Consider the following 22,567-nt stretch of genomic DNA (forward strand, 5'->3'; position numbering starts at 1 on the left):
GCCCGGCGCCGAATCGACCGACCGGCCCGCGGGCCGACCACCGGCAAGCAGGCTGGACATGACCGAGGTCTGCGTCGCCGAGGCCGGCGCTGGGGCTGCGACCGGGACCGAGACCAGGGCTGAGGTGGGAGGCATGGGGGGAAGCACGGTGGAAGGCGGCGATGACGGGACCGAGGTTGACGTCGCGACCGGAGCGGGGGCTGGGGTCGGCGGTGGGAAGGGCGGCGGTGCGGGCGGGGTTGGGGCCTGGCCGGCGGAGAGCGGGGGTCGAAGGAGGAGGGGCAGGCCGTGGGCAGCGGTTGGCTGGGAGGCGAGGGGCCGGTCAGCGACGGTCGGGGCGCCTGAGGTCGGTTGACCGGAGGCGGTCGGAGCGGCGGCTGGGGTGACGGCGGTGGGATCGACGGCGGTGGGGGTCGGTTCGGGTGTGGTCGGGGCCGGGGCGGAGATGGCGGGAGTGAGGGTGGAGGCGGCTGGGGTCAGGGTGGAGGCGGGCGGGGTGGAGGTCGGCGGTTCGGTCATGACTTCCTGCGCTCTCGGAATTCCAGGGCGGCTGCGACGTGGTCGGCGGTGGGTTGGTCGACTTCGGCCAGGTCGGCCAGGGTCCAGGCGACGCGCAGGCACCTGTCCGCGCCGCGGCCGGTCAGCGCTCCGGTGGTCAGTGCCCGGTCCAGGACGGAGGTCGTGTGGCGAGGCAGGGCGTAGTCACGGCGGAGGACGGGGCCGGGGACCTCGGCGTTGGTCAGCCAGCCGTGGGCGGCCCAGCGTTCGGTGGCCCTCGTCCTGGCTTTGTGGACCCGCTCGCGGACGGTGGCGGTCGGTTCCGGTGAGGTGATCTCCGCGTTGCTCATGGCGGTCAGGGGGCGCATCACGACCCTCAGGTCCACGCGGTCCAGCAGAGGGCCGGAGAGCTTGCTCTGGTAGCGCCTCCGCGCGGCGGGCAGGCAGACGCAGTCGATGTCCTTCGGCGGCGCGCAGGGGCACGGGTTGGTGGCCATCACCAGCTGGAACCTGGCCGGGTAGCGGGCGATGCCGTCACGCCGCGCCAACCGCACCTCGCCCTCCTCCAACGCCGTGCGCAGCGCCTCCAGCTTCGCCGTGCCGAACTCCCTCGCCTCGTCCAGGAACAGCACGCCCCGGTGGGCCCGGCTCATCGCACCCGGCTTCGCCATCCCGGTGCCGCCACCGATCAGCGCCACCGTCGACGTGGAGTGGTGCAGCGAGACGAACGGCGGCGTGGCGACCAGCGGGGTCTCCGGGCTGAGCAACCCCGCGATGGAGTGCACCGCCGTGACACCGAGGGCCTCCGCCGGCGACAACGGCGGCAGGAGGCCCGCCAGGCGTTGGGCCAGCATGGTCTTGCCGGTGCCCGGCGGCCCGGTCAGCAGGATGTGGTGACCGCCGGCGGCGGCGACTTCGAGGGCCCACCGCGCCTCCGGCTGGCCGATCACGTCCGCCAGGTCCGGGCCGTCCGGTGGTGGGGCGACGGCGGGCGGGGTGGTGTGGTGCAGGGTCCGCTCCCCCGCCAGCCAGGCCAGGACGTCGGTCAGCGTGGTGGCGCCGTGCACGGTCATGCCGTCCACCAGGGCGGCTTCGGGGAGGGCGTCCACCGGGACCACGGCCTCGGTCAGGCCCGACCGCCTGGCGGCCAGCAGGGCGGGCAGGACCCCGCGGACGGCGCGGACCCGGCCGTCCAGGGCCAGCTCGCCCAGCAGGACGGTGTCGGCCAGGCGTTCACCCGGGATGGCCTTCGCGGCGGCCAGCACGACGCACGCGATGGCCAGGTCGTAGCCGGAGCCGTTCTTGGGCAGCGTGGCCGGGGACAGGCCCAGCGTCACCCGCTGGGACGGCCAGTCGTGCCCGCTGTTGCGCACGGCCGCCTTCACGCGGTCCTTCGACTCGTGCAGGGCGGCGTCCGGCAGGCCGAGGAGCTGGGTCTTCACCGTGCCCACGCCGACGTCGGCCTCGATCTCCACCGGCACGCCGTCCACCCCGAACAACGCCACCGACCACGTTCGCGCGAGCGCCATCACACACCCCGCAGGTGGTGCAGGTGGACCTTGCCCTCGGGCGGCCACTCGATCGCGATCACGTCGAACCGGATCTCCACGCGCCCGATGCGGTGGGCGCTCAGCCAGCGCAGGGCCGACTTCCGGACCCGCTCCAGCTTGTCCGGCGTCACGGCTTCCAGCGGCGTGCCCCTGGTGGTGCCCGAACGGCACTTCACCTCGACCACCACCAGCCGCGCGCCGTCGGTGGCTATGACGTCGAGTTCCCCTTCGCCGCACCGCCAGTTGCGCGCCAGGATCGACAGGCCCTGGTGCTCCAGGTACCGGCACGCCGCGTCCTCGCCACGCCTGCCCAGGTCGGTCGCCGTGTTCATGTCCCACTCCTCCGGAATCGGTCCTGGTTCGACCTTGCCGGGGCGGCGGGGAGCGGGCGATGGGCAGTTCGTCGGTTGTGGACAACTCCAGGGGCTGTGGATGGCGACGACGGAGATGTCGGTATCGCGTGGTAAGGGCCGGCAGACGCAAAGGGGCCCACCCTCACGGGCGGGCCCCTGCGACTTTGCGGGTATCAGGAGTTGAACGGACCGTCCTCAGGCAGCCTGAGGTCGGGTTTGTCCAGCTCCTCGACGTTGACGTCCTTGAAGGTGATGACGCGGACGTTCTTCACGAACCGGGCGGGGCGGTACATGTCCCACACCCACGCGTCGGACATCCGCACCTCGAAGTAGACCTCGCCGTCCGCGTTGCGGACCTGCACGTCCACCGAGTTGGCCAGGTAGAACCGCCGCTCGGTCTCCACGACGAACGAGAACTGGCTGACGATGTCGCGGTACTCCTTGTACAGCGACAACTCCATCTCGGTCTCGTACTTCTCGAGATCCTCTGCACTCATTACGCCTCCGCGCGGGTAATCATCGAATCCGCGCCCCTCCTCGTCGCGAGCCTGCCACCGCTGGTCTGCGGGGTTGTCCCATTCTGGACCACGGCGGCCCCGATCACGCCGCGCGCCACCCGGTGCGGCGCTTCCACCCCGTGCCGCAGCGCCGCGGCGGCCACGTTCGCATACGACCAGCGGTGTTGCGCGCTCGGGCCGTGCTCCACCAGCGCCGCCGAGTGCTCGGGGGTGCTGTAGCCCTTGTGCACGTCGAACCCGTAGACGGGCAGCTCCTCGTGCAGACCGGTCATGATCCGGTCCCGCGTGACCTTGGCCAGCACGGACGCCGCCGCGACGCACGCGGCCACCCGGTCGCCTTTGACCACCGGCATGTTCGGCGCCGTGAGACCGGGCACCGGGAAACCGTCCGTCAGCACGTACCCGGGGTGCGCGTCCAGCTGCGCGACCGCCCGCCGCATGCCCTCGATGTTCGCCACGTGCACGCCGATCAGGTCGACCTCGGCGGCCGGGATCACGATGACCGCGTAGTCCCGCGCCCGCTTGAGCACCAGGTCGTACATCCGGTCCCGCGCGGCGGCGGTGAGCAGCTTCGAGTCGGTGAGCCCCTCGAACTTCGCCGCGTCACCCGGCTTGAGCACGCACGACGCCACGACGAGCGGGCCCGCGCAGGCGCCGCGACCGGCCTCGTCCACGCCGGCCACCGGGCCGAACCCGCGGCGGTCCAACGCGGCCTCGAAGGCCCAGATGCCCGCGGTCTGCCGAACCTGGACGCGGGGCGGCTTGCGGATCACCCCACGACCCTATCTCAGCCGCGAACCCCGGAACCGCGACCTCACTCGCTTGCCCAGCAGCAGCACCGGCCACGCCGCCGCGAAGCCGACCCCGGCGGGCAGTGCGTCCTGCCACGGGGGCGCCCCGATGGCCACGACCTGCGGGTTGTGGTCCCCGACGCCCTGCCAGCGCGCCGGCGGCAGCACGATCACCCGCACCTTGCCCACCACGTTGCCCACCGGCACGAGACCGCCCTCGCGGCCGTCGCCCTGGCACCGCGAGTCGCACGAGTCGTTGCGGTTGTCACCCAGCACGAACAGGTAGCCCTCGGGGATCTTCAGCTCGGCGAACGACTCCTGCACGGTGCTGCGGCCCGGCGCCCAGTACACGTACGGCTCGTCCAGCGGCTTGCCGTCGACCATCACCCGGTTGCGGTCGTCGCAGCACTGCACGGTCTGCCCGCCGACCGCGATCACCCGCTTGACGAAGTCCTCCTCGTTCGCCGCCGGGAACCCCATCAGCGAGCCGAGCCCCTGCACCGCCTTGACCACCGGGTTCGTCGGCTCGGCCGCCACGAAGTCCTGGTTGATCCAGGTGTCGGGCCCGTGGAAGACCACGACCTCGCCCGGTTCGACGTCGGTGAAGTCGTAGACGAGCTTGTCGACCAGCACCCGGTCGCCGAAGCAGCCGCCGGAGCAGCCGTGCAGCGTCTGCTCCATCGACTCCGACGGGATCATGTAGACCTTCGCCAGGAACGACTGGATCAGCACCGCGAGCACCACCGCGACGCCGATCAGGATCGGCAGCTCTTTCCAGAACGACCCCTTGCGCTTGGCCGTTTTGCGCGCGCGGGCGCGCCACTGCTCGACCTTTTCCTCGTGCTCCGGTTCCCCCTCGTCGGAGGATCCCCGGGACGATGCGACGTCCACCACCGGGTCAGCGTACCGATCAGGGCTGTGTGGCCCTGGTCAACCGCCTGCGGACCTTGCGGCCGAAGAACACCAGCGGCCACGCCGCGGCCAGGCCGGCGCCCGCCGGGATGGCGCCCTGCCACGCGGGTGCGCCCAGCGCGAGGGCCTGCGGGTTGTGGTCGCCGATGCCCTGCCAGCGCGACGGCGGCAGCACGATGACCCGAGCCTTGCCGATGACGTTGTCCTCCGGCACGGTGCCCGCCAGACCGCCGCCGCCCTGCTTGCGGGAGTCGGTGGAGTTCGTGCGGTTGTCACCCATCACCCAAAGGTGTCCTTCGGGGACCTTCACCGGCTCGAACGGGTCGTGGTTCTCGGGTGACGTGCCGGGCTGCCAGTAGATGTACGGCTCGTCCAGCGGCTTGCCGTCGACCTTCACGCGGTGCTGGTCGTCGCAGCACTCGACGGTCTGCCCGCCGACCGCGATGACCCGCTTCACGAAGTCGCGCTCGTCCGGCGGCGCGAGGCCGACCAGCGAGGCCACCGACTGGATGCCGGCCACGATCGGGTTGTCCGACCGGCCGGAGTTGAAGTCGTTGTTGCCCCACGTCTCGGGGCCGCGGAAGACCACGACCTCACCCGGCTCGATGTCGGTGAAGTCGTAGACCAGCTTGTCGACCAGCACCCGGTCGTTGTTGCACCCGGGGCAGCCGTGGAGCGTCTGCTCCATCGACTGCGACGGGATCACGTACACCCGCGCCAGGAACGTCTGGATCAGGATGGTGAGGACGAGGGCCGTGGCGCCGAGCACGAGCAGTTCGCGCCAGAGCGGGGGCTTCTTCTTGTCCTTCTTCGACTTGCCGCCCGCAGTCGAATCCGTGGAGGACTCGACTGCGGGATCCTGACCGTCTTCGTCAGCGGAGCGGTGCACGGGATCTGCCACGTGGGCAGGCTACTGCTTCCGCGTGTGCCCGGCGTCAGGAGGCCGGGCGTGCCTCGCGCTTCTCCTTGATCTTGGCGGCCTTGCCGCGCAGGTCGCGCAGGTAGTACAGCTTCGCCCGGCGGACGTCGCCGCGGGAGGCGACCTCGATCTCGGCGATGTTCGGGGAGTGCACCGGGAAGGTGCGCTCGACGCCGACACCGAACGAGACCTTGCGGACGGTGAAGGTCTCGCGGATGCCGCCGTTCTGCCGGCGGATCACGACGCCCTGGAACACCTGGACCCGCTCACGGGAGCCCTCGATGACGCGGACGTGGACCTTCAGCGTGTCGCCCGGCCGGAAGCTGGGGATGTCGGAGCGCAGCGACTGGGCGTCAAGAGCGTCCAGGGTGTTCATCGGTGGTCCGTCCTCGTCCTCACGTGTATTGCGTACTCCCCCAGGGCGCGGCCGAACTCGAATCACACACGCGCGGGGGCGGGCCTAGCGCACGCCGGATGAGTTGAACCGGGTGCAGCAACCTGTCCAGTGTGCCAGACGAGGGGCGGTGGCACGAAATCGCCCCTCGTCCGACGCTCAGTCCAGCTCTTCGAGCAGCTTGCGGTCGTGCTTGTCGAGCGCCCCTTCGGGCAGGGCGGCGAGCAGTTCGGGACGGCGGTCGCGGGTGCGGCGCAGCGACTGGTCGCGCCGCCAGCGGTCGATCGCCCTGTGGTTGCCCGAGCGCAGCACCTCCGGCACGGCGAGGTCGCGCCACACCTCGGGCCGGGTGTAGCTGGGTCCCTCCAGCAGGCCGTCGGAGAACGAGTCCTCGGCGGCCGACTTGGGGTTGCCCAGCACGCCGGGCAGCAGGCGGACGACGGCCTCGACCATCACCAGCACCGCCACCTCGCCGCCGACGAGCACGTAGTCGCCGATGGAGACCTCGTCCACGCGCGTCCGGCGCGCCGCGTCGTCCACCACCCGCTGGTCGATGCCCTCGTACCGGCCGCAGGCGAACACCAGGTGCTCCTCCGCGGCCAGGTCGTGCGCCATCCGCTGGGTGAACGGCCGGCCGGCCGGCGTCGGCACGATCAGGCGGGTGGCCGGGGTGACGACCTCGTCCAGCGCCTCGCCCCACACCTGCGGCTTCATCACCATGCCGGGGCCGCCGCCGTACGGGCTGTCGTCGACGGCCTTGTGCACGTCGTGCGTCCAGTCCCGCAGGTCGTGCACGCCGACGCTGATCAGGCCCTTGTCGATCGCCTTGCCCAGCAGGGCGGCGCGCAGCGGGTCCAGGTACTCCGGGAAGATCGTGACGACGTCAATCCGCATCGAGGAGGCCCTCGGGCGGGTCCAGCACGACGCGCCCGCCCGCGAGGTCCACCGCGGGCACGATCTCGCGCACGAACGGGATGAGGGTCTCGTCGCCGTTCTCGCGCTTGACGACCAGCAGCTCACCGCCCGGGCCGTGCACGACCTCCAGCACGGTGCCGATCCGCGTGCCGTCCGCGAGCTCGGCGGCCAGCCCTTCGAGCTGGTGGTCGTAGAACTCGTCCGGGTCGCCGGTCGGCGGCAGGTCCTCGGTGCTGCCGAGCAGCACCGTGCCCCGCAGCGTCTCGGCGACGTCACGGGTCAGCACTTCCTCGAAACGCACCAGCAGCCGCCCGGAGTGGTTCCGGGCGGCTGCGACGGTGAGGTTGCGGGAAGTGCCGTCGCGCAGTTTGGCGGTCAGCACCGAGCCCGGCGCGAACCGGGTCTCGGGTGAGTCCGTGCGCACGTCGACCGCGAGCTCGCCGCTGATCCCGTGCGCCTTGGCCACTCGGCCGACGACGACGTCCATGTGCGCGTTCAGCGGTCGGTGTCGACCACGTCGACACGCACGCCACGACCACCGATGCCGGCCATCACGGTGCGCAGGGCGGTCGCGGTGCGACCGCTGCGGCCGATCACCTTGCCGAGGTCGTCCGGGTGGACGTGAACCTCGAGCGTGCGACCACGTCGGGTCGTGACCAGGTTCACCCGGACGTCGTCCGGGTGGTCGACGATGCCCCGAACGAGGTGTTCGAGAGCGTCAGCCAACAAACTCACGCCTCGTCCTTGGCAGCCTCGGGAGCGGCCTCGGCGTCAGCCTTCTTGGCGTCGTCCTTCTTGGCCGACTTCTTCTTCGGGGTGGTCGCCTCGGTGGACGGCGCGTCGCCCGCGGCGGCCAGCGCGGCGGCGAACAGGTCCGCCTTGCTGGTCTTGGGCTCCTTGACCTTCAGCGTGCCCTCGGCGCCCGGGAGGCCCTTGAACTTCTGCCAGTCACCGGTGATCTCCAGCAGGCGCTGCACCGACTCGGTCGGCTGCGCGCCGACACCCAGCCAGTACTGCGCGCGGTCGCTGTCCACCGCGATGAACGACGGCTCTTCCTTCGGGTGGTACTTGCCGATCGTCTCGATGGCCTTGCCGTTGCGGCGGGTGCGGGCGTCGGCGACGACGATCCGGTAGTACGGCTGACGGATCTTGCCAAGCCGCTGAAGCTTGATCTTGACGGCCACGGGTGTGGGTGCTCCTCGTGCTCTGTGTGCTCAGGTGCGGGCAGTCCTCACCCGAGTGGGGCGCGGGTGGTGAAAGCCCAGATGTCTGGGGCGCCATGGCACGGTGAGAGGGACCGACCTCGGCGAACAACCAACCATTCTGCCAGACAGTTCTACCGGGGGACGAATCGGGCCACGGGGACCCCCGCGTCGGCCAGCGCCGCGCGGATCTTCGTCGCGTGCTCGACCGCGCCCGGCGTGTCGCCGTGCAGGCAGACGGAGTCGACCTCCACCTTGAGCGAGGTGCCGTCCACGGCGACCAGCTCGCCGCGTTCGGCGAGCCCGAGCACCTGCGCCAGCACGGCTTCCGTGCTGGTCAGGACGGCGTTCGGCGCGCTGCGCGGCACCAGGGTGGCCTCGGGCGTGTACGCGCGGTCGGCGAACGCCTCCCGCACCGGGCGCAGGCCCGCCCGTTCGGCGTGGTGGAGCAGGCGCGAGCCGGGCAGCCCGAGCACGGGCAGGTCGCCGAACGCCCTCACGCCGTCCACGACGGCCCGCGCCTGCCGGTCGTGGTGCACGGTGGCGTTGTAGAGCGCGCCGTGCGGCTTCACGTACTCGACCGACGTCCCCGCCGCCCTGGCGCACGCGTCCAGCGCTCCGATCTGGTAGAGCACCTCGTCGGCCAGCTCCCCTGGGTCCGCGTCGATGAACCGGCGGCCGAAGCCCGCCAGGTCGCGGTAGGAGACCTGCGCGCCGACCGCCACGCCCGCGTCCGCCGCCTGGCGGCACACCCGGCGCATGGTCGACGGGTCGCCCGCGTGGAAGCCGCAGGCCACGTTCGCGCTGGTCACGATGTCGAGCAGGGCTTCGTCGTCGCCGAGGCGCCAGATGCCGAAGCCCTCGCCGAGGTCGCTGTTGAGGTCGATCGCGCGGGTGCTCACGCGGGCATCACCCCGACGGAGACGAGGAGGAGGGTCAGGCCGGGCAGGAAGTTGTTGATCACGTGTGCCACCACGCTCGCGGTGAGCCGGCGGGTGATGAGGCGGGCGATGCCGATGGGCAGCGCGATGACGATGAGCAACGACGTCCGCAGCGGTTCGAGGTGGCTGGCCGCGAAGATCAGCGTGGTCAGCACGAACGCGGCCCACCGGCTCCAGCGCTGCCGCTCGATCGCGCCCCACAGCAGGCCGCGGTAGATCACCTCCTCGCACACCGGGCCCAGGAAGCACACGTAGACGAACATCGCCACGGCGGCGCCGAGGGGCAGCCCCGCGCCGTCGACCAGCTCGCCGATCGCCGAGGTGGCGTTCTTGTCGCCGACCACCTTCGACCAGATCACCGCGGCCACGTAGGTGAGCACCAGGCCGAGCGCGCCGAGCTTGAGCCCGACCTTGACGTCCGCCCAGTCCCAGGCCAGCCGGAGGTCCTGGAACGGGCCGTTGCCGCGCAGGTAGGTGATGGTGACGGCGACCGCCGCGGCCAGCACCGTCGGCACCATGGAGCCGATCAGCACGAAGCTCACCGAGGAGCCGAGGTCCATGCCGGACGTGCGGGCCACCGCCGTGATGAACACCGCGCTCAGGATGAAGACGGCCTCGACGAGCAGGAACGCGCCGAAGCCCCACCGCTGGCCGGCGTGCACCGCTTCCGGCTCGCGCCCGACCGCGCGGACGCTGGCGATCAGGCCTGGGGGCGGTTCATCCGGTCGTGTCACAGCCATCCACCCTAGTCAGCCGGTGTAGAGGTAGACGGCGGGCAGCAGGTTGTTGGTGGCGTGCGCCACCACGCTGGAGGCCACCCGGCCGGTGATCATGCGGGCCGCGCCGATCGCGAGCCCCTGCGCGAACAGGCCGAGCACGCGCCAGCTCTCCTCGTGCAGGAACGCGAAGACGATGGCGGTCAGCGCCAGGATCGCGGTCCTGGGTATCCGGTAGTGGGCCAGCGCCTGCCACAGCGCGCCCCTGGTCAACAGCTCCTCGGTCAGCGGCGCGCCGAGGAAGACGAACAGCGCCGCGGCGGCCAGCCAGATCGTGCGGCCGCCGGAGAGCGCCTCGATCTCGTCCAGCGACCCGGACCGGTCGGGGTTGATGCGCAGCAGCAGGGCGCCGATGAGCCACGCGGCCAGCAACGCCGCGCCGCCGGCGGCCACGCCCACCTTCAGGTCGCGGAGGGTGGGCACCAGGCCGAAGTCCTTGCCGGGCCCTTCGCCGCGGCGCCACGAGATGACGACGGGGCCGAGGCCGAGCAGGACGTTGGGCAGAAAGACCAGCAGCAGGAGCGGGCCGAGCACCGGCGGGTCGGTGACGTCCACCTCGGCGAAGCGGTCGGCCGTCGCGGCGGTGAAGACCAGGATGGCGAGGTGGTAGCCGCCGAGCCCGGTGAAGAACGCGAGGAAGCCCCAGTGCGCCCGTCCGGTGTCCTGGTCCCGCTGTTCCTCCACTCGTCCGAACGTAGTGGTCCGGTGGGGCGGAGTGCTGCCCGAGGCCGTTCAAGATCACCCTGACGGCCGCAGCGCTCACCTCGGGTGGCGGAAGAACTCCTCGTCACCCGGCCCGGTGACGGATTTCCTACCGCCGGGGGACGGTGCGCGCGAGGTCAGGCGTGGATCCGGCCGCGCAGCATGACCAGCTTCGGGTGCCGCAGGGCGTCGAGGTCCTCGCGCGGGTCGTCCTCGTAGACCACGACGTCGGCGGCGGCGCCCTCGGTCAGCGACGGGAAGCCGAGCCACTCGCGGGCGGCCCAGGAGGCGGCGCCCAAGGCCTGCGTCGTGCTCAGGCCGACGCCGTGCAGCGCCTTGATCTCGTCCACGATCCGGCCGTGCTCGATGCCGCCACCCGCGTCGGTGCCCGCGAACACCGGCACGCCGGCCTCGACCGCCTTCGCGACGGTCTCGGCGTTGCGCTCGTGCAGGTGCCTCATGTGGCCCTGGTAGGCCGGGTACTTGTCCGCGCCGGCCGCGATGGCCGGGAAGTTCTCGATGTTGATCAGCGTGGGCACCAGCGCGGTCCCGTTGCGGGCCATCTGCGCGATCGTGTCGTCGGTCAGGCCCGTGCCGTGCTCGATGCAGTCGATGCCCGCGTTGAGCAGCGCGGGCAGCGCGTCCTCGCCGAAGACGTGCGCGGTGACCCTGGCCTTGTTCTCGTGCGCGACCTTGATCGCCTCGGTGAGCACGTCCTCGGTCCACAGGGGCGCGAGGTCGCCGGTCCCCCGGTCGATCCAGTCGCCGACGAGCTTCACCCAGCCGTCGCCGGCGGCGACCTGCTCGGCCACCGCGGCCGGCAGGTCGGCCGGGTCCTCGATCTCCACGCCCAGGTACTTGATGTACCGCTTGGGCCGGGCCAGGTGCCTGCCCGCGCGGATGATGCGGGGCAGGTCGAGGCGCTCCTGCAGCGGTCGCGTGTCCAGCGGCGAGCCGCAGTCGCGGATGAGCAGCGTGCCCGTCCGCCGGTCGGCCAGCGCCTGGTCCACCGCCTCGGGCAGGTCGACCGCGCCCTTGGCGCCCAGGCCGACGTGGCAGTGCGCGTCGACCAGGCCGGGCACCAGGTACCCGCCGCTGCTGACGGTGGTCGCGCCGGGCACCGGCTTGGTGCGGATCCGCCCGTTGACCACCCAGACGTCCCGCGGGTCGCCGCCCTCGGGGAGGACCACGCCCCGCAGGTGCAGGCCGCTCACTTGTCGAACTTCAGCTTCGACGGGTCGAAACCGGGTGGGAGCTGGTCGAAGCCGCCCAGCCCCGGCGGCAGCGCGGGACCGCCGCCGCCCTGGGTCGGCATGCCGGGCATCCCGGGCATCATGCCGGGCATGCCGGGGAACCCGCCGCGCACCTTCGGTGGCGTGGGGCCGCGGCCCTTGCCCTTCTTCCCCTTCTTGCCCTTGCCCTTGCGGTTGTTCTTGCCGCCGCCCGGCAGGCCGAAGCGGCCGGCCATCTGGCTCATCATCTTGCGCGCTTCGAAGAAGCGGTTGACCAGGTCGTTCACGTCGCTGACCCGGACGCCCGAGCCGTTGGCGATGCGCAGCCGGCGGGACGCGTTGATGATCTTCGGGTCGTCGCGCTCGGCGGGGGTCATGCCGCGGATGATCGCCTGCACCCGGTCCAGGTGCTTCTCGTCCAGGTTGGCCAGCTGGTCCTTCATCTGGCCCGCGCCGGGCAGCATGCCGAGCAGGTTCGCGATCGGGCCCATCTTGCGCAGGGCCAGCATCTGCTCCAGGAAGTCCTCGAGCGTGAGCTGGCCGGAGCCCATCTTGACCGCGGCGGCCTCGGCCTGGTCGGCGTCGAAGGCCTGTTCCGCCTGCTCGATGAGGGTGAGCATGTCGCCCATGCCCAGGATGCGGCTCGCCATCCGGTCCGGGTGGAAGACGTCGAAGTCCTCGAGCTTCTCACCGTTCGAGGCGAACAGGATGGGCTGGCCGGTGACCTCGCGGACGCTGAGCGCGGCGCCACCGCGGGCGTCGCCGTCGAGCTTGGTGAGCACCACGCCGGTGAAGCCGACGCCGTCCTGGAACGCCGTGGCGGTGTTCACCGCGTCCTGGCCGATCATCGCGTCGACCACGAACAGCACCTCGTCGGGCTGCACGGCGGCGCGGATGTCGACGGCCTGGCGCATCATCTCCTCGTCGACGCCGAGGCGGCCCGCGGTGTCGACCACGACGATGTCGTGCTGCGCCCGCTTGGCCTCCTCGATGCCCTTGCGGGCCACGTCGACCGGGTCGCCCACGCCGTTGCCGGGCTCGGGGGCGAACACGGGCACGCCCGCCCGCTGGCCGACCACCTGCAGCTGGGTCACCGCGTTGGGGCGCTGGAGGTCGCAGGCCACCAGCATCGGGGTGTGGCCCTGCGCCTTGAGCCACCGGGCGAGCTTGCCCGCCAGGGTGGTCTTACCGGCGCCCTGCAGACCCGCGAGCATGATCACGGTGGGCGGGTTCTTCGCCAGGTCGAGCCTGCGGGTCTCCCCGCCGAGGATGCCGACCAGCTCCTCGTTGACGATCTTGACGACCTGCTGGGCCGGGTTCAGGGCCTGGCTGACCTCGGCGCCCTTGGCGCGCTCCTTGACCTTCGCGATGAACGTGCGCACCACGGGCAGCGCGACGTCGGCCTCCAGCAGCGCGACCCGGATCTCGCGCGCGGTCGCGTCGATGTCGGCCTCGGACAGCCGCCCCTTGCCCCGCAGGTTCTGCAGGACCGAGGTGAGCCGGTCGGAAAGGGTGTTGAACACGATGCCGCCAGACCTCGCACGTCGTCGGTGGGTTCCTCGTACTCAGGGTAGCCGTTCACCCCGGCGTCACCGACAGGCGCAGGTGGTCACGACGGGTCAGCAGGGTCAGGCCCTGCCAGCCGCGCGGCGGCACGCCCTCGGCGAAGCGGGTGCGCAGCCGGGCCGCGCGGCGCACGTGCCGGGCGAACGACCGCGACCGGATCAGCCTGCCCCGCTCGACCTGCCCCGACAGCGCCTGCTCCGGGCTCGCGTCCAGCCACAGGAAGTGCCGCGGCCGGCGGGTGAGCACACCGACGGCGACCAGGCCGGCGCGGGTGGTCGGGCGGGTGGACGGCTCGTGCACGAGCAGCAGGCCGCTCGTGGTGATCGCGAACCACACGATCCGGGCGCGGTGCACGAGGTGCACCAACGGGCGGTAGAAGCGGTACGGCAGGGACTTCGGGAAGAAGGCGCGGAGGCTGGTCCGCACCTGGTCGGAATCGAGCACGACGGCGGGCGCGCCGTCCGTGTCGGCGGCGGCGAGCAGCGTCGACTTACCCGCTCCCGGCAGTCCGGCCAGCACGACCAGCGAGCGCGGCCTCACGGCGACAGCGGTCATCGCATCCATACTAAAGAGACGTTTCGGACGTCGACGAGTTCCGGCGTGATCGGGAGCGGCCCAACCCCTCGACAGGCCGCTCCCGATCACGCGGTGGCGACGACCCCGCCGGCGCCCCCCGGGCCACGCGGGTCCCCCGTGCCACGGGAGAAGCTTGCCCCGGCACGGGGGCCGACCGGCAGCGTGAGCACCCTCGGTCGGTTGTGCGTAGACCTACGCAACCTCAGCGCGCGGCCAGCAGCACGGCCCGCTCGATGCGCCGGCGCCGGTTCTCGTCCATGCCGTCGGGCGCGGTGATCGCGAACGAGTCGACCACCGTGGAGCCCAGCGTGGACACCCGCGACCACACGATGTCCACACCGGACTGCTCCAGCGCGCCCGCGACGTGGTGCAGCAGCCCGATGCGGTCCGCCGCGCGCAGTTCCAGCACCACCGCGCCGGTCGACTCGTCGTCGAACCAGAGCACCTTCGGCGGCGGCGGGTCCTGCGGCGGGCCGCCGTAGTCGCGTTCCTTCGCGGCCAGCTTGTCGGCCAGCGCGAGGGAGCCGTCCAACGCCCTGGTGAGCTGTTCGCGCAGCAGCGTCACGTCCGGCAGGGAGCCGAACCTGGGCGACACGGTGAACACGTCGACGGCGGCCGCCCCGGAGGCCGGGTCGCCGTGCGAGCGGAGCGTCGCGGCGTGCACTTCGAGGGAGTTGAGGGCGAGCACGCCCGCCGCGCGGGACAGCAGCCCCGGCCGGTCGGGTGCGACCACCGTGACGGTGGCGGCGTGGTCGCCCGGGTCGATCAGCACGTCCGGCCTGCCGCTGGCCAGCACGGCCCGCGCGAGGTCCTGCTGGCGCTGGTCCAACGGCTCCGGCTCGGGCAGCGGGTCGCCCGCCATCGCCGTGCGGCAGCGCGCGACCAGGTCGCTGATCAGCGACGCCTTCCAGTCCGACCACACGCCCGGCCCGGTGGCCACGGCGTCGGCCTCGGCCAGCGCGTAGAGCAGTTCCAGCAGCACCGGGTCGCCGCCGAGGGTGTCCACCACGCGCCGCACGGTGGCCTCGTCCTCCACGTCGCGGCGGGTCGCCGTGTGCGGCAGCAGGAGGTGGTGGCGCACCAGCGCGGTGAGCGTGGCCACGTCCTGCGGCCACAGGCCGAGCCGTTCGGCGATCTGCGTGGTGATCGCCGCGCCGACCTCCGAGTGGTCGGCCTGCCTGCCCTTGCCGATGTCGTGCACCAGCGTGCCGAGCAGCAGCAGGTCCGGGCGGGACACCCTGGTCACCAGGCGGGCCGCGTGCGCGGTGGCCTGCACGAGGTGGCGGTCGACGGTCCACGTGTGCGCGGCGTCGCGCGGCGGCAGGTCCCGCACCGCGCCCCACTCGGGGAAGAGCCTGCCCCACAGGCCGGTGCGGTCCAGCGCCTCGACCACGTCGATCAGGCCGGCGCCGGTGCCGAGCAGGGCCAGCAGCTCCTCGCGGGCCTCCGTCGGCCACGGTTGGCGCAGCTCCGGGGCCGAGTCGGCGAGCTTCGCCAACGTGCCGGCGGCGATCGGGTGCTTGCTGCGCGCGGCGGCCGTGGCGACGCGCAGCAGCAGGGCCGGGTCGCGGCTGGGCATCGCGTCCCGCGCCAACGCCACCTCGGAGCCGTGCAGCACGACGCCCTCGTCCAGCGGACGCCTGGCCGGGGCGCGCCTGAGCGGGGAGCGGGCGAACACGCCCAGTCCGCGCTTGGGCACCGCGGCGCGCGCCGTGCGCATGGCCACGTCCACGGCGTAGACGATCGTGCGCGCGGCGGACGACATCGAACGGGCCAGCGTGAAGCGGTCCTGCAGGCCCAGCGCGGTGGCGACCTCGTCGCCGTCCTGCGCGCGGAGCACGTCCCGGGGCTTGCCCGCCACCCGGCGCAGCTCGGTGCGCACGTCCAGCAGCAGCTTGCGGGCCTCGTTGACCTCGGCGGACGCCCGGTCGGTCAGCTGCGCCACGCTCAACGCGTCGAGCAGCGTCACGTCGCGCAGCCCGCCGCGGCCGTGCTTGAGGTCCGGCTCGACGCGGTGCGCGATCTCGCCGCTGCGCGCCCAGCGCCGCGACGCCGACTCGGCCATCTCGTCCAGCCGCGTGCGCACCCCGGTGCGCCACGCCTGCCGGGCGCTGTCGGTCAGCCGCTGGCTGATCTCCTGGTCGCCCGCGATGTGGCGGATGTCCAGCAGCCCCAGCGCGGTGCGCAGGTCGCCGGCGGCGACGCGCAGCGCCTCGCCGACCGTGCGCACCGAGTGGTCCAGGCCGATGCCGGAGTTCCACAGCGGGTACCAGAGCTTCTCGGCGATCCCGTCCACGCCCTTGTGCCCGTTGTGCACCAGGAGCAGGTCGAGATCGGAATAGGGCACCAGCTCCCGCCTGCCCAGACCCCCCACGGCGACCAGTGCGACCCCGCTGCCCGGTCCGCCGACGCCCGACTGCGAGGCGTGCGCGGTGAGCCAGAACTCGTGCAGGTCCACCAGCGCCTCGCGCAGCGACTCCCCCGTCAAACGGCGCCGACCTGGCGCGAGCAGCCGATCGCGTGCTCGCACCAGGTCGTCAGCCGTGACGACGGCCGCCTCGGCGTTGTCCATACGGCCGTCTCCCATTCCTACTTCGGATCCCTATAGGGCATCCGAGCCGCGCTCCCCGGTGCGGACGCGGATGACGGTGTCGACCGGCGTCACCCAGACCTTCCCGTCGCCGATCTTGCCGGTGCGCGCGGCCTCCACGACGGCGTCGAGGACCTTCTCCACGGCGGCGTCGTCGATCAGCACCTCGATGCGCAGCTTGGGCACGAAGTCCACGGCGTACTCGGCGCCGCGGTAGACCTCGGTGTGGCCCTTCTGCCTGCCGTACCCCTGGACCTCGCTGACGGTCATGCCCAGCACGCCCAGCTGTTCCAGGGACGCCTTCACGTCGTCCAGCGTGAAGGGCTTGATGATCGCGGTGACCAACTTCATGACTTGTTGCTCCCCTCGAGGACCGCAGTGGCGCCGGCGGCGACACTGGGCTTGCTGCCGCCACGGGCGCCGATGCCGCTGCCGAACTCGTACGCGGTCTCGGCGTGCTCCGCCTCGTCGATGCCGGCGACCTCGGCCTCCTCGTCGACCCGGAAGCCGACGGTGATCTTGACCAGGTAGCCCAGCACGAGGCTCAGCACGAATGAGTACGCGAGCACGGCCAGCGCGCCGACGGCCTGCCGCCACAGCTGGTCCAGACCGCCACCGTAGAAGAGGCCGTCGACACCCGCCGGGGCGGAGGAGCTGGCGAAGAAGCCGATCAGGATGGTGCCGGACAGACCGCCGACCAGGTGCACGCCCACCACGTCGAGCGAGTCGTCGAAGCCGAAGCGGTACTTCAGGCTGACCGCCAGGGCGCACAGGGCGCCGGTGATCGCGCCGATCGCGATGGCGCCGAGCGGGGTGACCGACGAGCAGGCCGGCGTGATGGCGACCAGGCCCGCGACGACGCCGGACGCGGCGCCGAGCGTGGTGGCGTTGCCGTCGCGGACGCGTTCCACGAGCAGCCAGCCGAGCATCGCGGCGGCGGTGGCGACCAGGGTGTTGACGAAGGTGACGCCGGCGGTGCCGTTCGCGCCGAGGGCGGAGCCCGCGTTGAAGCCGAACCAGCCGAACCACAGCAGACCGGCGCCCAGCACGACCAGCGGCAGGCTGTGCGGCTTCATCCGGTCCTTCGGCCAACCGACGCGCTTGCCGAGGACGAGCGCCAGCGCGAGGCCCGCCGCGCCGGCGTTGATGTGGACCGCGGTGCCGCCCGCGAAGTCGATGGCGAGCAGCTTGTTGGCGATCCAGCCGCCCGCGTCGACGACGTTGCCGTCGGCGTCCTTGCCGTCGAAGTCGAACACCCAGTGCGCGACCGGGAAGTACACGAGCACGGCCCACAGGCCGGCGAACAGCAGCCACGGCCCGAAGCGCGCCCGGTCGGCGATCGCGCCGGAGATCAGCGCCACCGTGATGATGGCGAACATCGCCTGGAACGCGACGAAGACGGTCGTCGGGATGGTCCCCGACAACGACTCCTTGCCGAGCAGGCCGTCGAGGCCGAAGAACTCGAACGGCTGACCGAGCAGACCGGCGCCGACGTCGGTGCCGAACGCCATCGAGTAGCCGACCAACACCCAGAGCACACCGACCACGGCGATTGCGCCCAGGCTCATCATCATCATGTTGAGCACACTCTTCGACCGGACCATGCCCCCGTAGAAGAAGGCAAGTCCCGGCGTCATCAACAGCACCAGTGCGGCACTGGTGAGCACCCAGGCGGTGTCCCCTGTATCCACGTCGACCTCCACTGCACGTCGGTTGCAGGGAGCATCGGTATGCCCTGTTTCACGCGGTTGCGCCTCAGGTTTCCGGCAGGTGAACTGTCCCGGCCCCGGTGTTACGGGCAGGTTTCACGGGCTTGAAGCGGGCAGTTCCACCCGCGAGGAGGCCGGGTCGCCGCGGAATTCGCGGTGACGGACCGTGCGAGCACAACTCGCCTTTGCGGTGGTTCGTGTGATCCCGTGGAGGGTCTCGACGACGCTGGGTCACCGGCGGTCGGACGCGGGACCGGGCGTGTCGCGACCGAGCCTGCCAGACCGGTCGGGGCCGCCCCCGCCGGGTGGCGGAGGCGGCCCGCGGCGGTGCGCCTACCAGCCCGGGATGGCCGGGGTCGGGCCTTCCGGGACGGGCTTCGCGGACGCCGACGCGACCGGCTGCGGCGCGGGCTCGACGGCCGCGCACCGCGCACCGGGACGCGGCGCCTTCAGGTCGACCAGGTACTCGTCCGTGGCGCCACGCGTGCAGTCGCTGCGGTCGTAGACGCCGTGGCCCCAGCCCTCGTAGGTCAGCAGGACCGTGGTGTCGCGGCTCTGCCGGTGGGCGTTGACGGCCCACTCGTACCCGGTGGCGGGGTCGTGCAGGGCGTTGAGCATCAGGATCTTCGGCGCGTGCTCGACGTCGAGCCGGTGCTGGGGGTTGTTGACCCGCTCCGGCAGACCGACGCAGCCCGCCGTCGCGCGGTGGCCGAGCGACGAACCCCGCATGTGCGGCGCGAGCTGCCGGGTGCGGTCCACCAGGGCGGCGAACTGGCGGTGGTCCTTCACCCGGATCGCCCAGTCCTGGCAGAACACGGCCGGGAACGGGTTGCGCGCGGTCTCCTCCGCGAACGCGGCCTCCGCCGGCGCACCCGCGCCGAGCTCGACCAGGAAGTCCGAGAGCTGCTGCCAGTCCGGGCCGTAGAACGCGCTGAACGCGCTGCCGATGATGTCGTCCGCGGTCACCTCGCGGCTCGGGTCGAACGGGTCGGCGACCTCGCCCCGGTCGGCGCGGGCCAGCAGGTCGTCCCAGACCGCCGCCACGTCCCGGCCGTGCAGGGCGCACGACTCGGTGCGGTCGCACCACGCGACGAACTCGCGGAACGAGTCCTCGGCGGTCGCGGCCTCGGTCTCGTTGAACCGCCACGTGCCGAGGCTGTGGTCCATGTTGGAGTCGATCACCATGGCGCGGACGTGCCGCCCGAACTCCTCGGCGTACTGCTGGCCGATGAGCGTGCCGTAGGACAGGCCGTAGTAGTTGATCCGGCGCTCGCCGAGCGCCGTGCGCAGCGCGTCGACGTCCCGGACCACGGCGCCGGTGTCGGCGTGGTCGTAGATCGGGCCGCTGCGCTCGCGGCAGTCGGCGGCCAGCTCGCGGTTGTACGCGGCGAGCGCGTCGAACTCCCGCTGGTCGGTCGGGTGCGTCGACGGCTGCGCGCGCAGCACCTCGAGCGAGCACCGCACGGCTTGGCTGCGGGCCACCCCGCGCGGGTCGAAGCCGACGATGTCGAAGCGCTGCCGCACCTGCGGGCTGAAGTAGCCGTCCGCGCCCAGCGCGAAGTTCACGCCCGAGCCGCCCGGACCGCCCGGGTTGACGACCAGGACGCCGATGCGCCCGGCCGGGTCGGTGGCCTTGCGGCGGGCCACGGCGAGGTCGAACCTCTCGCCCCGCGGCTTCGCCCAGTCGATCGGCAGGCTCAGCGTGCCGCACTCCACCTCGGCCTGCTCCGGGCACGGCCGCCAGTCGATCCTCCCGGGTCCGCCCGCTCGCGCCGGATCGGCCGACGCCACCGAGGTCGTGCCCACTGCCAGCGCCAACGCGGTGGCGACACCGCCGAGCGCCCTGATGACCGGTCGCACAGGTTCCTCCCTAGTTCCTGTTCACCCCATCGGGAGTTCGCAGGCTTCCAGGGCGGTCGGACACGCCACATCCGACTGGAGTCGCACCGATGATCAGCCCGAGGGCTGACAACTTTCACACCTCTCAGCGCAGGTCCTGGTAGCGCTGGGTGATCACCCTGAGGCCGTCGGCGGTCAACCCGCCGAACAGCCGCAGTCGTGCCATCCCGCCGTCCGGGTAGATGTCGAGCCGCGCGTGGGTGGCCTCGGCGCCGCCCTCGACGCGGAAGCGGTGGCGGGTGTCGGGCTGGAGCCGGGTGCGCGGCAGCACGTCGAACTCCGCGCCGGTGCGCGCGTCGCGGCCCCGGACCGACGCCCAGCCCGGCGCGTTGCCCTTGAAGTGGCTGGTGTCCAGCTCCGCGAGCCGGATGACGCCCGGCGCGGCCAGCTCGACCTCCACCCAGTCGTTGCCGTCGTCGCGCCGGCGCGCGGTCTCCCAGCCCTCGCCCATGACGGTGGCCTGGCCGGGCGCGATGAGGTTGCCCGGGTCGCTGTAGAACATGTTGCTGCACCCCGTGATCGACGCGCCGTTCTCCAGGGCCGCCAGGTCGAGCGCGTCCGGCAGGATCAGCTCGGGGTCGGCCACCGGCGTGCCGTGCACGCGCAGCCGGGCCACGCCGCCGTCCGGGTGGATGGTGAGCCGGACGTGCGTGTAGCGGCGGTGCGCGGACACCTCGAAGTGGTGCTTGCGGTCGCCGCCGAGCGGCGACTTCGGCACCACGGTCTCCCAGCCGGTCAGCTCGTCGGGCGCCGGGTGGCCGGTGGCGGAGGTCGCCTCGACCGACGCGAACGGCGGGAAGTTGCCCTTGAAGAACGCGGTGTCGACCACGACGCCCTTGACCACACCCGGCAGGCCGAGCCGGACGATCGCCCGGTCCTCGCCGCCTTCCCGGCGGCGACGCGTCTCCCACCCGTCGTAGACCTGGCCCTTGTGGCCGAACGTGTAGGTCCGGTACTCCGGTTCGGGTTTGCGGATGAGGTTCTCGCGCTCGGCGAAGGACTCGTCGTTGGCCCACACCACGCTGCCGCCGACCGCGCGGCAGGCCAGGTCGGGCAGGCGGGTCCAGCCGGGGACTTCCGTCATGCGTCTCCTCCGTCCGATCCCCGGCTCGGCCGGGGGCGCTGGAGCAACCGGCCGCGCGGCCGGTCGTCGATCGGGCGACCGCGCAGCCACGTCTGCCGCACCACGCCCGCCAGCGGACGGCCGTGGTAGGGCGTGACGGGGTTGCGGTGCAGCAGCGCGTCGCGGTCCACCACGAACGCGTCGTCCGGCGCGAACACGCAGAAGTCGGCGTCCGCGCCGGGCGCGATGCGGCCCTTGACGCCCAGCCCGACCAGGTCGGCCGGGTTCGTCGCCATCCACCGCACCACGTCGGTCAGCGCGTGCCCGCGTCGCCTGGCCTGGGTCCACACCGCGGACAGGCCCAGCTGAAGGCTCGCGATGCCGCCCCACGCGGTGGCGAAGTCACCCCGCTTCAGCTCCGGCGTGCACGGCGAGTGGTCCGTGACGACGAGGTCGATCAGGCCCTCGCGCAGCGCGTGCCACAGCTGCTCGCGGTTGGCCGCGTCGCGGATCGGCGGGCAGCACTTGAACTCCGTGGCGGTGTCGCCGATCTCCTCCGCGACGAACGTCAGGTAGTGCGGGCACGTCTCGGCGGTCAGCCGCAGCCCGAGTCCCTTGGCGATCCGCACCTGCCGCACGGCCTCGCCGCTGGACAGGTGCAGCACGTGCAGCCTGGCCCCCGTCTCGTTGGCCAGGTCGACCACGGTGGTGATGGCGTGCTGCTCGGCCCGGTGCGGCCGGGAGTCGAGGAAGGCGCGGTAGCCGGGACCGGGCTCGGTGACCTCGTGCGGGTCCTCGGCGTGCACGATCGTCAGGGCGTCGCGGGCGCGCAGCCGCAGCAGGGCCGCGCGCAGCTCGTCCTCGGTGACGTGCGGGAACTCGTCGACGCCCGAGTGGATCAGGAAGCACTTGAAGCCGAACACGCCGGCGTCGTGCAGCTCCTCCAGGTCGTCCAGGTTGGTCGGCACGATGCCGCCCCAGAACCCGACGTCGACGTGCGCCTCGTCCCGCGCCGCCTCCTGCTTGGCCTTCAGCGCGGCCACCGTGGTCGTCGGCGGCAGGCTGTTGAGCGGCATGTCGACGATCGTGGTGACGCCGCCGGCCGCCGCCGCCCTGGTCGCGGTCTCGAAGCCCTCCCAGTCGCTGCGGCCGGGGTCGTTCACGTGCACGTGCGTGTCGACCAGGCCGGGGAGGAGGACTTCGTCGTCGGCGAGGGTCACGACGGTCGCGGCGTCCAGGCGGTCGGCCACCGCGACGATCCGACCGTCCGCGACGCCGACGTCGGCACGGCGTTCGCCGTCCGGGGTGATCACTCGGGCCGCGCGCAGCACCAGATCCATGCGCTTCACTCTCCCAGCCGGTCGGCGGCGATGCGACCGGCCAGACGTCGCAGGAACCGGTTCCGGCGCGGCCGGGCGGCAGCCCGACCACCTCTGCCGCCGGAGGTGTGGCCGCCCGCCG

The 22,567-nt window shown here is 72.4% G+C and carries 23 protein-coding genes; all 23 read right to left on the reverse strand.

What is annotated here, in order from left to right; genetic code table 11:
- Positions 1-515: 515 nt before the first annotated feature.
- The 23 genes from IOD16_RS29545 to allB all read right to left on the reverse strand — a co-directional run bounded on the left by IOD16_RS29545 (position 516) and on the right by allB (position 22,446).
- A complete protein-coding gene (locus IOD16_RS29545) occupies positions 516-2,027 on the reverse strand; it encodes a YifB family Mg chelatase-like AAA ATPase (RefSeq protein ID WP_201436962.1) in 1,512 nt (503 codons plus the stop codon).
- The gene (locus IOD16_RS29550; protein ID WP_123745957.1) at positions 2,027-2,380 is read right to left on the reverse strand and encodes a YraN family protein; all 354 of its coding nucleotides are present in this window, start codon (positions 2,378-2,380) and stop codon (positions 2,027-2,029) included. The genes IOD16_RS29545 and IOD16_RS29550 overlap by 1 nt, the downstream gene beginning before the upstream one ends.
- A 194-nt stretch (positions 2,381-2,574) precedes the next feature.
- The gene (locus IOD16_RS29555; protein WP_015104440.1) at positions 2,575-2,898 is read right to left on the reverse strand and encodes a DUF2469 domain-containing protein; all 324 of its coding nucleotides are present in this window, start codon (positions 2,896-2,898) and stop codon (positions 2,575-2,577) included.
- Positions 2,898-3,692 (reverse strand): ribonuclease HII, encoded by a 795-nt coding sequence (locus IOD16_RS29560; protein ID WP_123745956.1) that lies wholly within the window; start codon positions 3,690-3,692, stop codon positions 2,898-2,900. Before IOD16_RS29560 ends, IOD16_RS29555 begins: the two co-directional genes overlap by 1 nt.
- A 9-nt stretch (positions 3,693-3,701) precedes the next feature.
- Positions 3,702-4,604, reverse strand: a complete 903-nt coding sequence (gene lepB / locus IOD16_RS29565) for a signal peptidase I (protein ID WP_201436964.1) — start codon at positions 4,602-4,604, stop codon at positions 3,702-3,704.
- 16 nt (positions 4,605-4,620) lie between these two features.
- Positions 4,621-5,523: a signal peptidase I gene (lepB, locus tag IOD16_RS29570; RefSeq protein ID WP_123745954.1), complete on the reverse strand. Its 903-nt coding sequence runs from the start codon at positions 5,521-5,523 to the stop codon at positions 4,621-4,623.
- A gap of 34 nt (positions 5,524-5,557) precedes the next feature.
- On the reverse strand, positions 5,558-5,917 hold the full coding sequence (gene rplS, locus IOD16_RS29575) for a 50S ribosomal protein L19 (protein ID WP_123745953.1): 360 nt from the start codon (positions 5,915-5,917) through the stop codon (positions 5,558-5,560).
- 177 nt (positions 5,918-6,094) lie between these two features.
- Positions 6,095-6,829 carry a tRNA (guanosine(37)-N1)-methyltransferase TrmD gene (gene trmD / locus IOD16_RS29580; RefSeq protein WP_201436966.1) on the reverse strand — a complete coding sequence of 245 codons (735 nt, stop codon included), beginning with the start codon at positions 6,827-6,829 and terminating at the stop codon, positions 6,095-6,097.
- Positions 6,819-7,337 (reverse strand): ribosome maturation factor RimM, encoded by a 519-nt coding sequence (gene rimM / locus IOD16_RS29585; protein ID WP_123745951.1) that lies wholly within the window; start codon positions 7,335-7,337, stop codon positions 6,819-6,821. Before rimM ends, trmD begins: the two co-directional genes overlap by 11 nt.
- 8 nt (positions 7,338-7,345) lie before the next feature.
- Positions 7,346-7,585: an RNA-binding protein gene (locus tag IOD16_RS29590; RefSeq protein ID WP_015104447.1), complete on the reverse strand. Its 240-nt coding sequence runs from the start codon at positions 7,583-7,585 to the stop codon at positions 7,346-7,348.
- Positions 7,582-8,034, reverse strand: coding sequence for a 30S ribosomal protein S16 (rpsP, locus tag IOD16_RS29595; RefSeq protein ID WP_123745950.1), 453 nt, complete (start codon positions 8,032-8,034; stop codon positions 7,582-7,584). The genes IOD16_RS29590 and rpsP overlap by 4 nt, the downstream gene beginning before the upstream one ends.
- Before the next feature lie 152 nt (positions 8,035-8,186).
- Positions 8,187-8,954, reverse strand: coding sequence for a LamB/YcsF family protein (locus tag IOD16_RS29600; protein ID WP_236594461.1), 768 nt, complete (start codon positions 8,952-8,954; stop codon positions 8,187-8,189).
- A complete protein-coding gene (locus IOD16_RS29605; protein WP_123745948.1) occupies positions 8,951-9,733 on the reverse strand; it encodes a CPBP family intramembrane glutamic endopeptidase in 783 nt (260 codons plus the stop codon). The genes IOD16_RS29600 and IOD16_RS29605 overlap by 4 nt, the downstream gene beginning before the upstream one ends.
- A gap of 9 nt (positions 9,734-9,742) precedes the next feature.
- Entirely contained in the window at positions 9,743-10,453 is a 711-nt protein-coding gene (locus IOD16_RS29610; RefSeq protein WP_201436968.1) for a CPBP family intramembrane glutamic endopeptidase, read from the reverse strand.
- A gap of 155 nt (positions 10,454-10,608) precedes the next feature.
- Positions 10,609-11,685 (reverse strand): amidohydrolase family protein, encoded by a 1,077-nt coding sequence (locus IOD16_RS29615; protein WP_201436970.1) that lies wholly within the window; start codon positions 11,683-11,685, stop codon positions 10,609-10,611.
- On the reverse strand, positions 11,682-13,226 hold the full coding sequence (gene ffh, locus IOD16_RS29620) for a signal recognition particle protein (RefSeq protein WP_201436971.1): 1,545 nt from the start codon (positions 13,224-13,226) through the stop codon (positions 11,682-11,684). Before ffh ends, IOD16_RS29615 begins: the two co-directional genes overlap by 4 nt.
- Before the next feature lie 55 nt (positions 13,227-13,281).
- Positions 13,282-13,824, reverse strand: coding sequence for an AAA family ATPase (locus IOD16_RS29625; RefSeq protein ID WP_236594462.1), 543 nt, complete (start codon positions 13,822-13,824; stop codon positions 13,282-13,284).
- A gap of 223 nt (positions 13,825-14,047) precedes the next feature.
- Entirely contained in the window at positions 14,048-16,417 is a 2,370-nt protein-coding gene (locus IOD16_RS29630; RefSeq protein WP_123745944.1) for a [protein-PII] uridylyltransferase, read from the reverse strand.
- Positions 16,418-16,447: 30 nt separating this feature from the next.
- Positions 16,448-16,786: a P-II family nitrogen regulator gene (locus tag IOD16_RS29635; RefSeq protein ID WP_123745943.1), complete on the reverse strand. Its 339-nt coding sequence runs from the start codon at positions 16,784-16,786 to the stop codon at positions 16,448-16,450.
- The gene (locus IOD16_RS29640; RefSeq protein ID WP_123748385.1) at positions 16,783-18,126 is read right to left on the reverse strand and encodes an ammonium transporter; all 1,344 of its coding nucleotides are present in this window, start codon (positions 18,124-18,126) and stop codon (positions 16,783-16,785) included. The genes IOD16_RS29635 and IOD16_RS29640 overlap by 4 nt, the downstream gene beginning before the upstream one ends.
- A gap of 351 nt (positions 18,127-18,477) precedes the next feature.
- Entirely contained in the window at positions 18,478-20,004 is a 1,527-nt protein-coding gene (locus tag IOD16_RS29645; RefSeq protein WP_201436974.1) for an alpha/beta hydrolase, read from the reverse strand.
- Positions 20,005-20,128: 124 nt separating this feature from the next.
- The gene (gene alc / locus IOD16_RS29650) at positions 20,129-21,127 is read right to left on the reverse strand and encodes an allantoicase (protein ID WP_201436975.1); all 999 of its coding nucleotides are present in this window, start codon (positions 21,125-21,127) and stop codon (positions 20,129-20,131) included.
- Positions 21,124-22,446, reverse strand: coding sequence for an allantoinase AllB (gene allB, locus IOD16_RS29655; protein ID WP_201436976.1), 1,323 nt, complete (start codon positions 22,444-22,446; stop codon positions 21,124-21,126). The genes alc and allB overlap by 4 nt, the downstream gene beginning before the upstream one ends.
- Positions 22,447-22,567: the final 121 nt, after the last annotated feature.

Source organism: Saccharothrix sp. 6-C (genome assembly GCF_016695385.1).
Lineage (GTDB): Bacteria > Actinomycetota > Actinomycetes > Mycobacteriales > Pseudonocardiaceae > Actinosynnema > Actinosynnema texasense.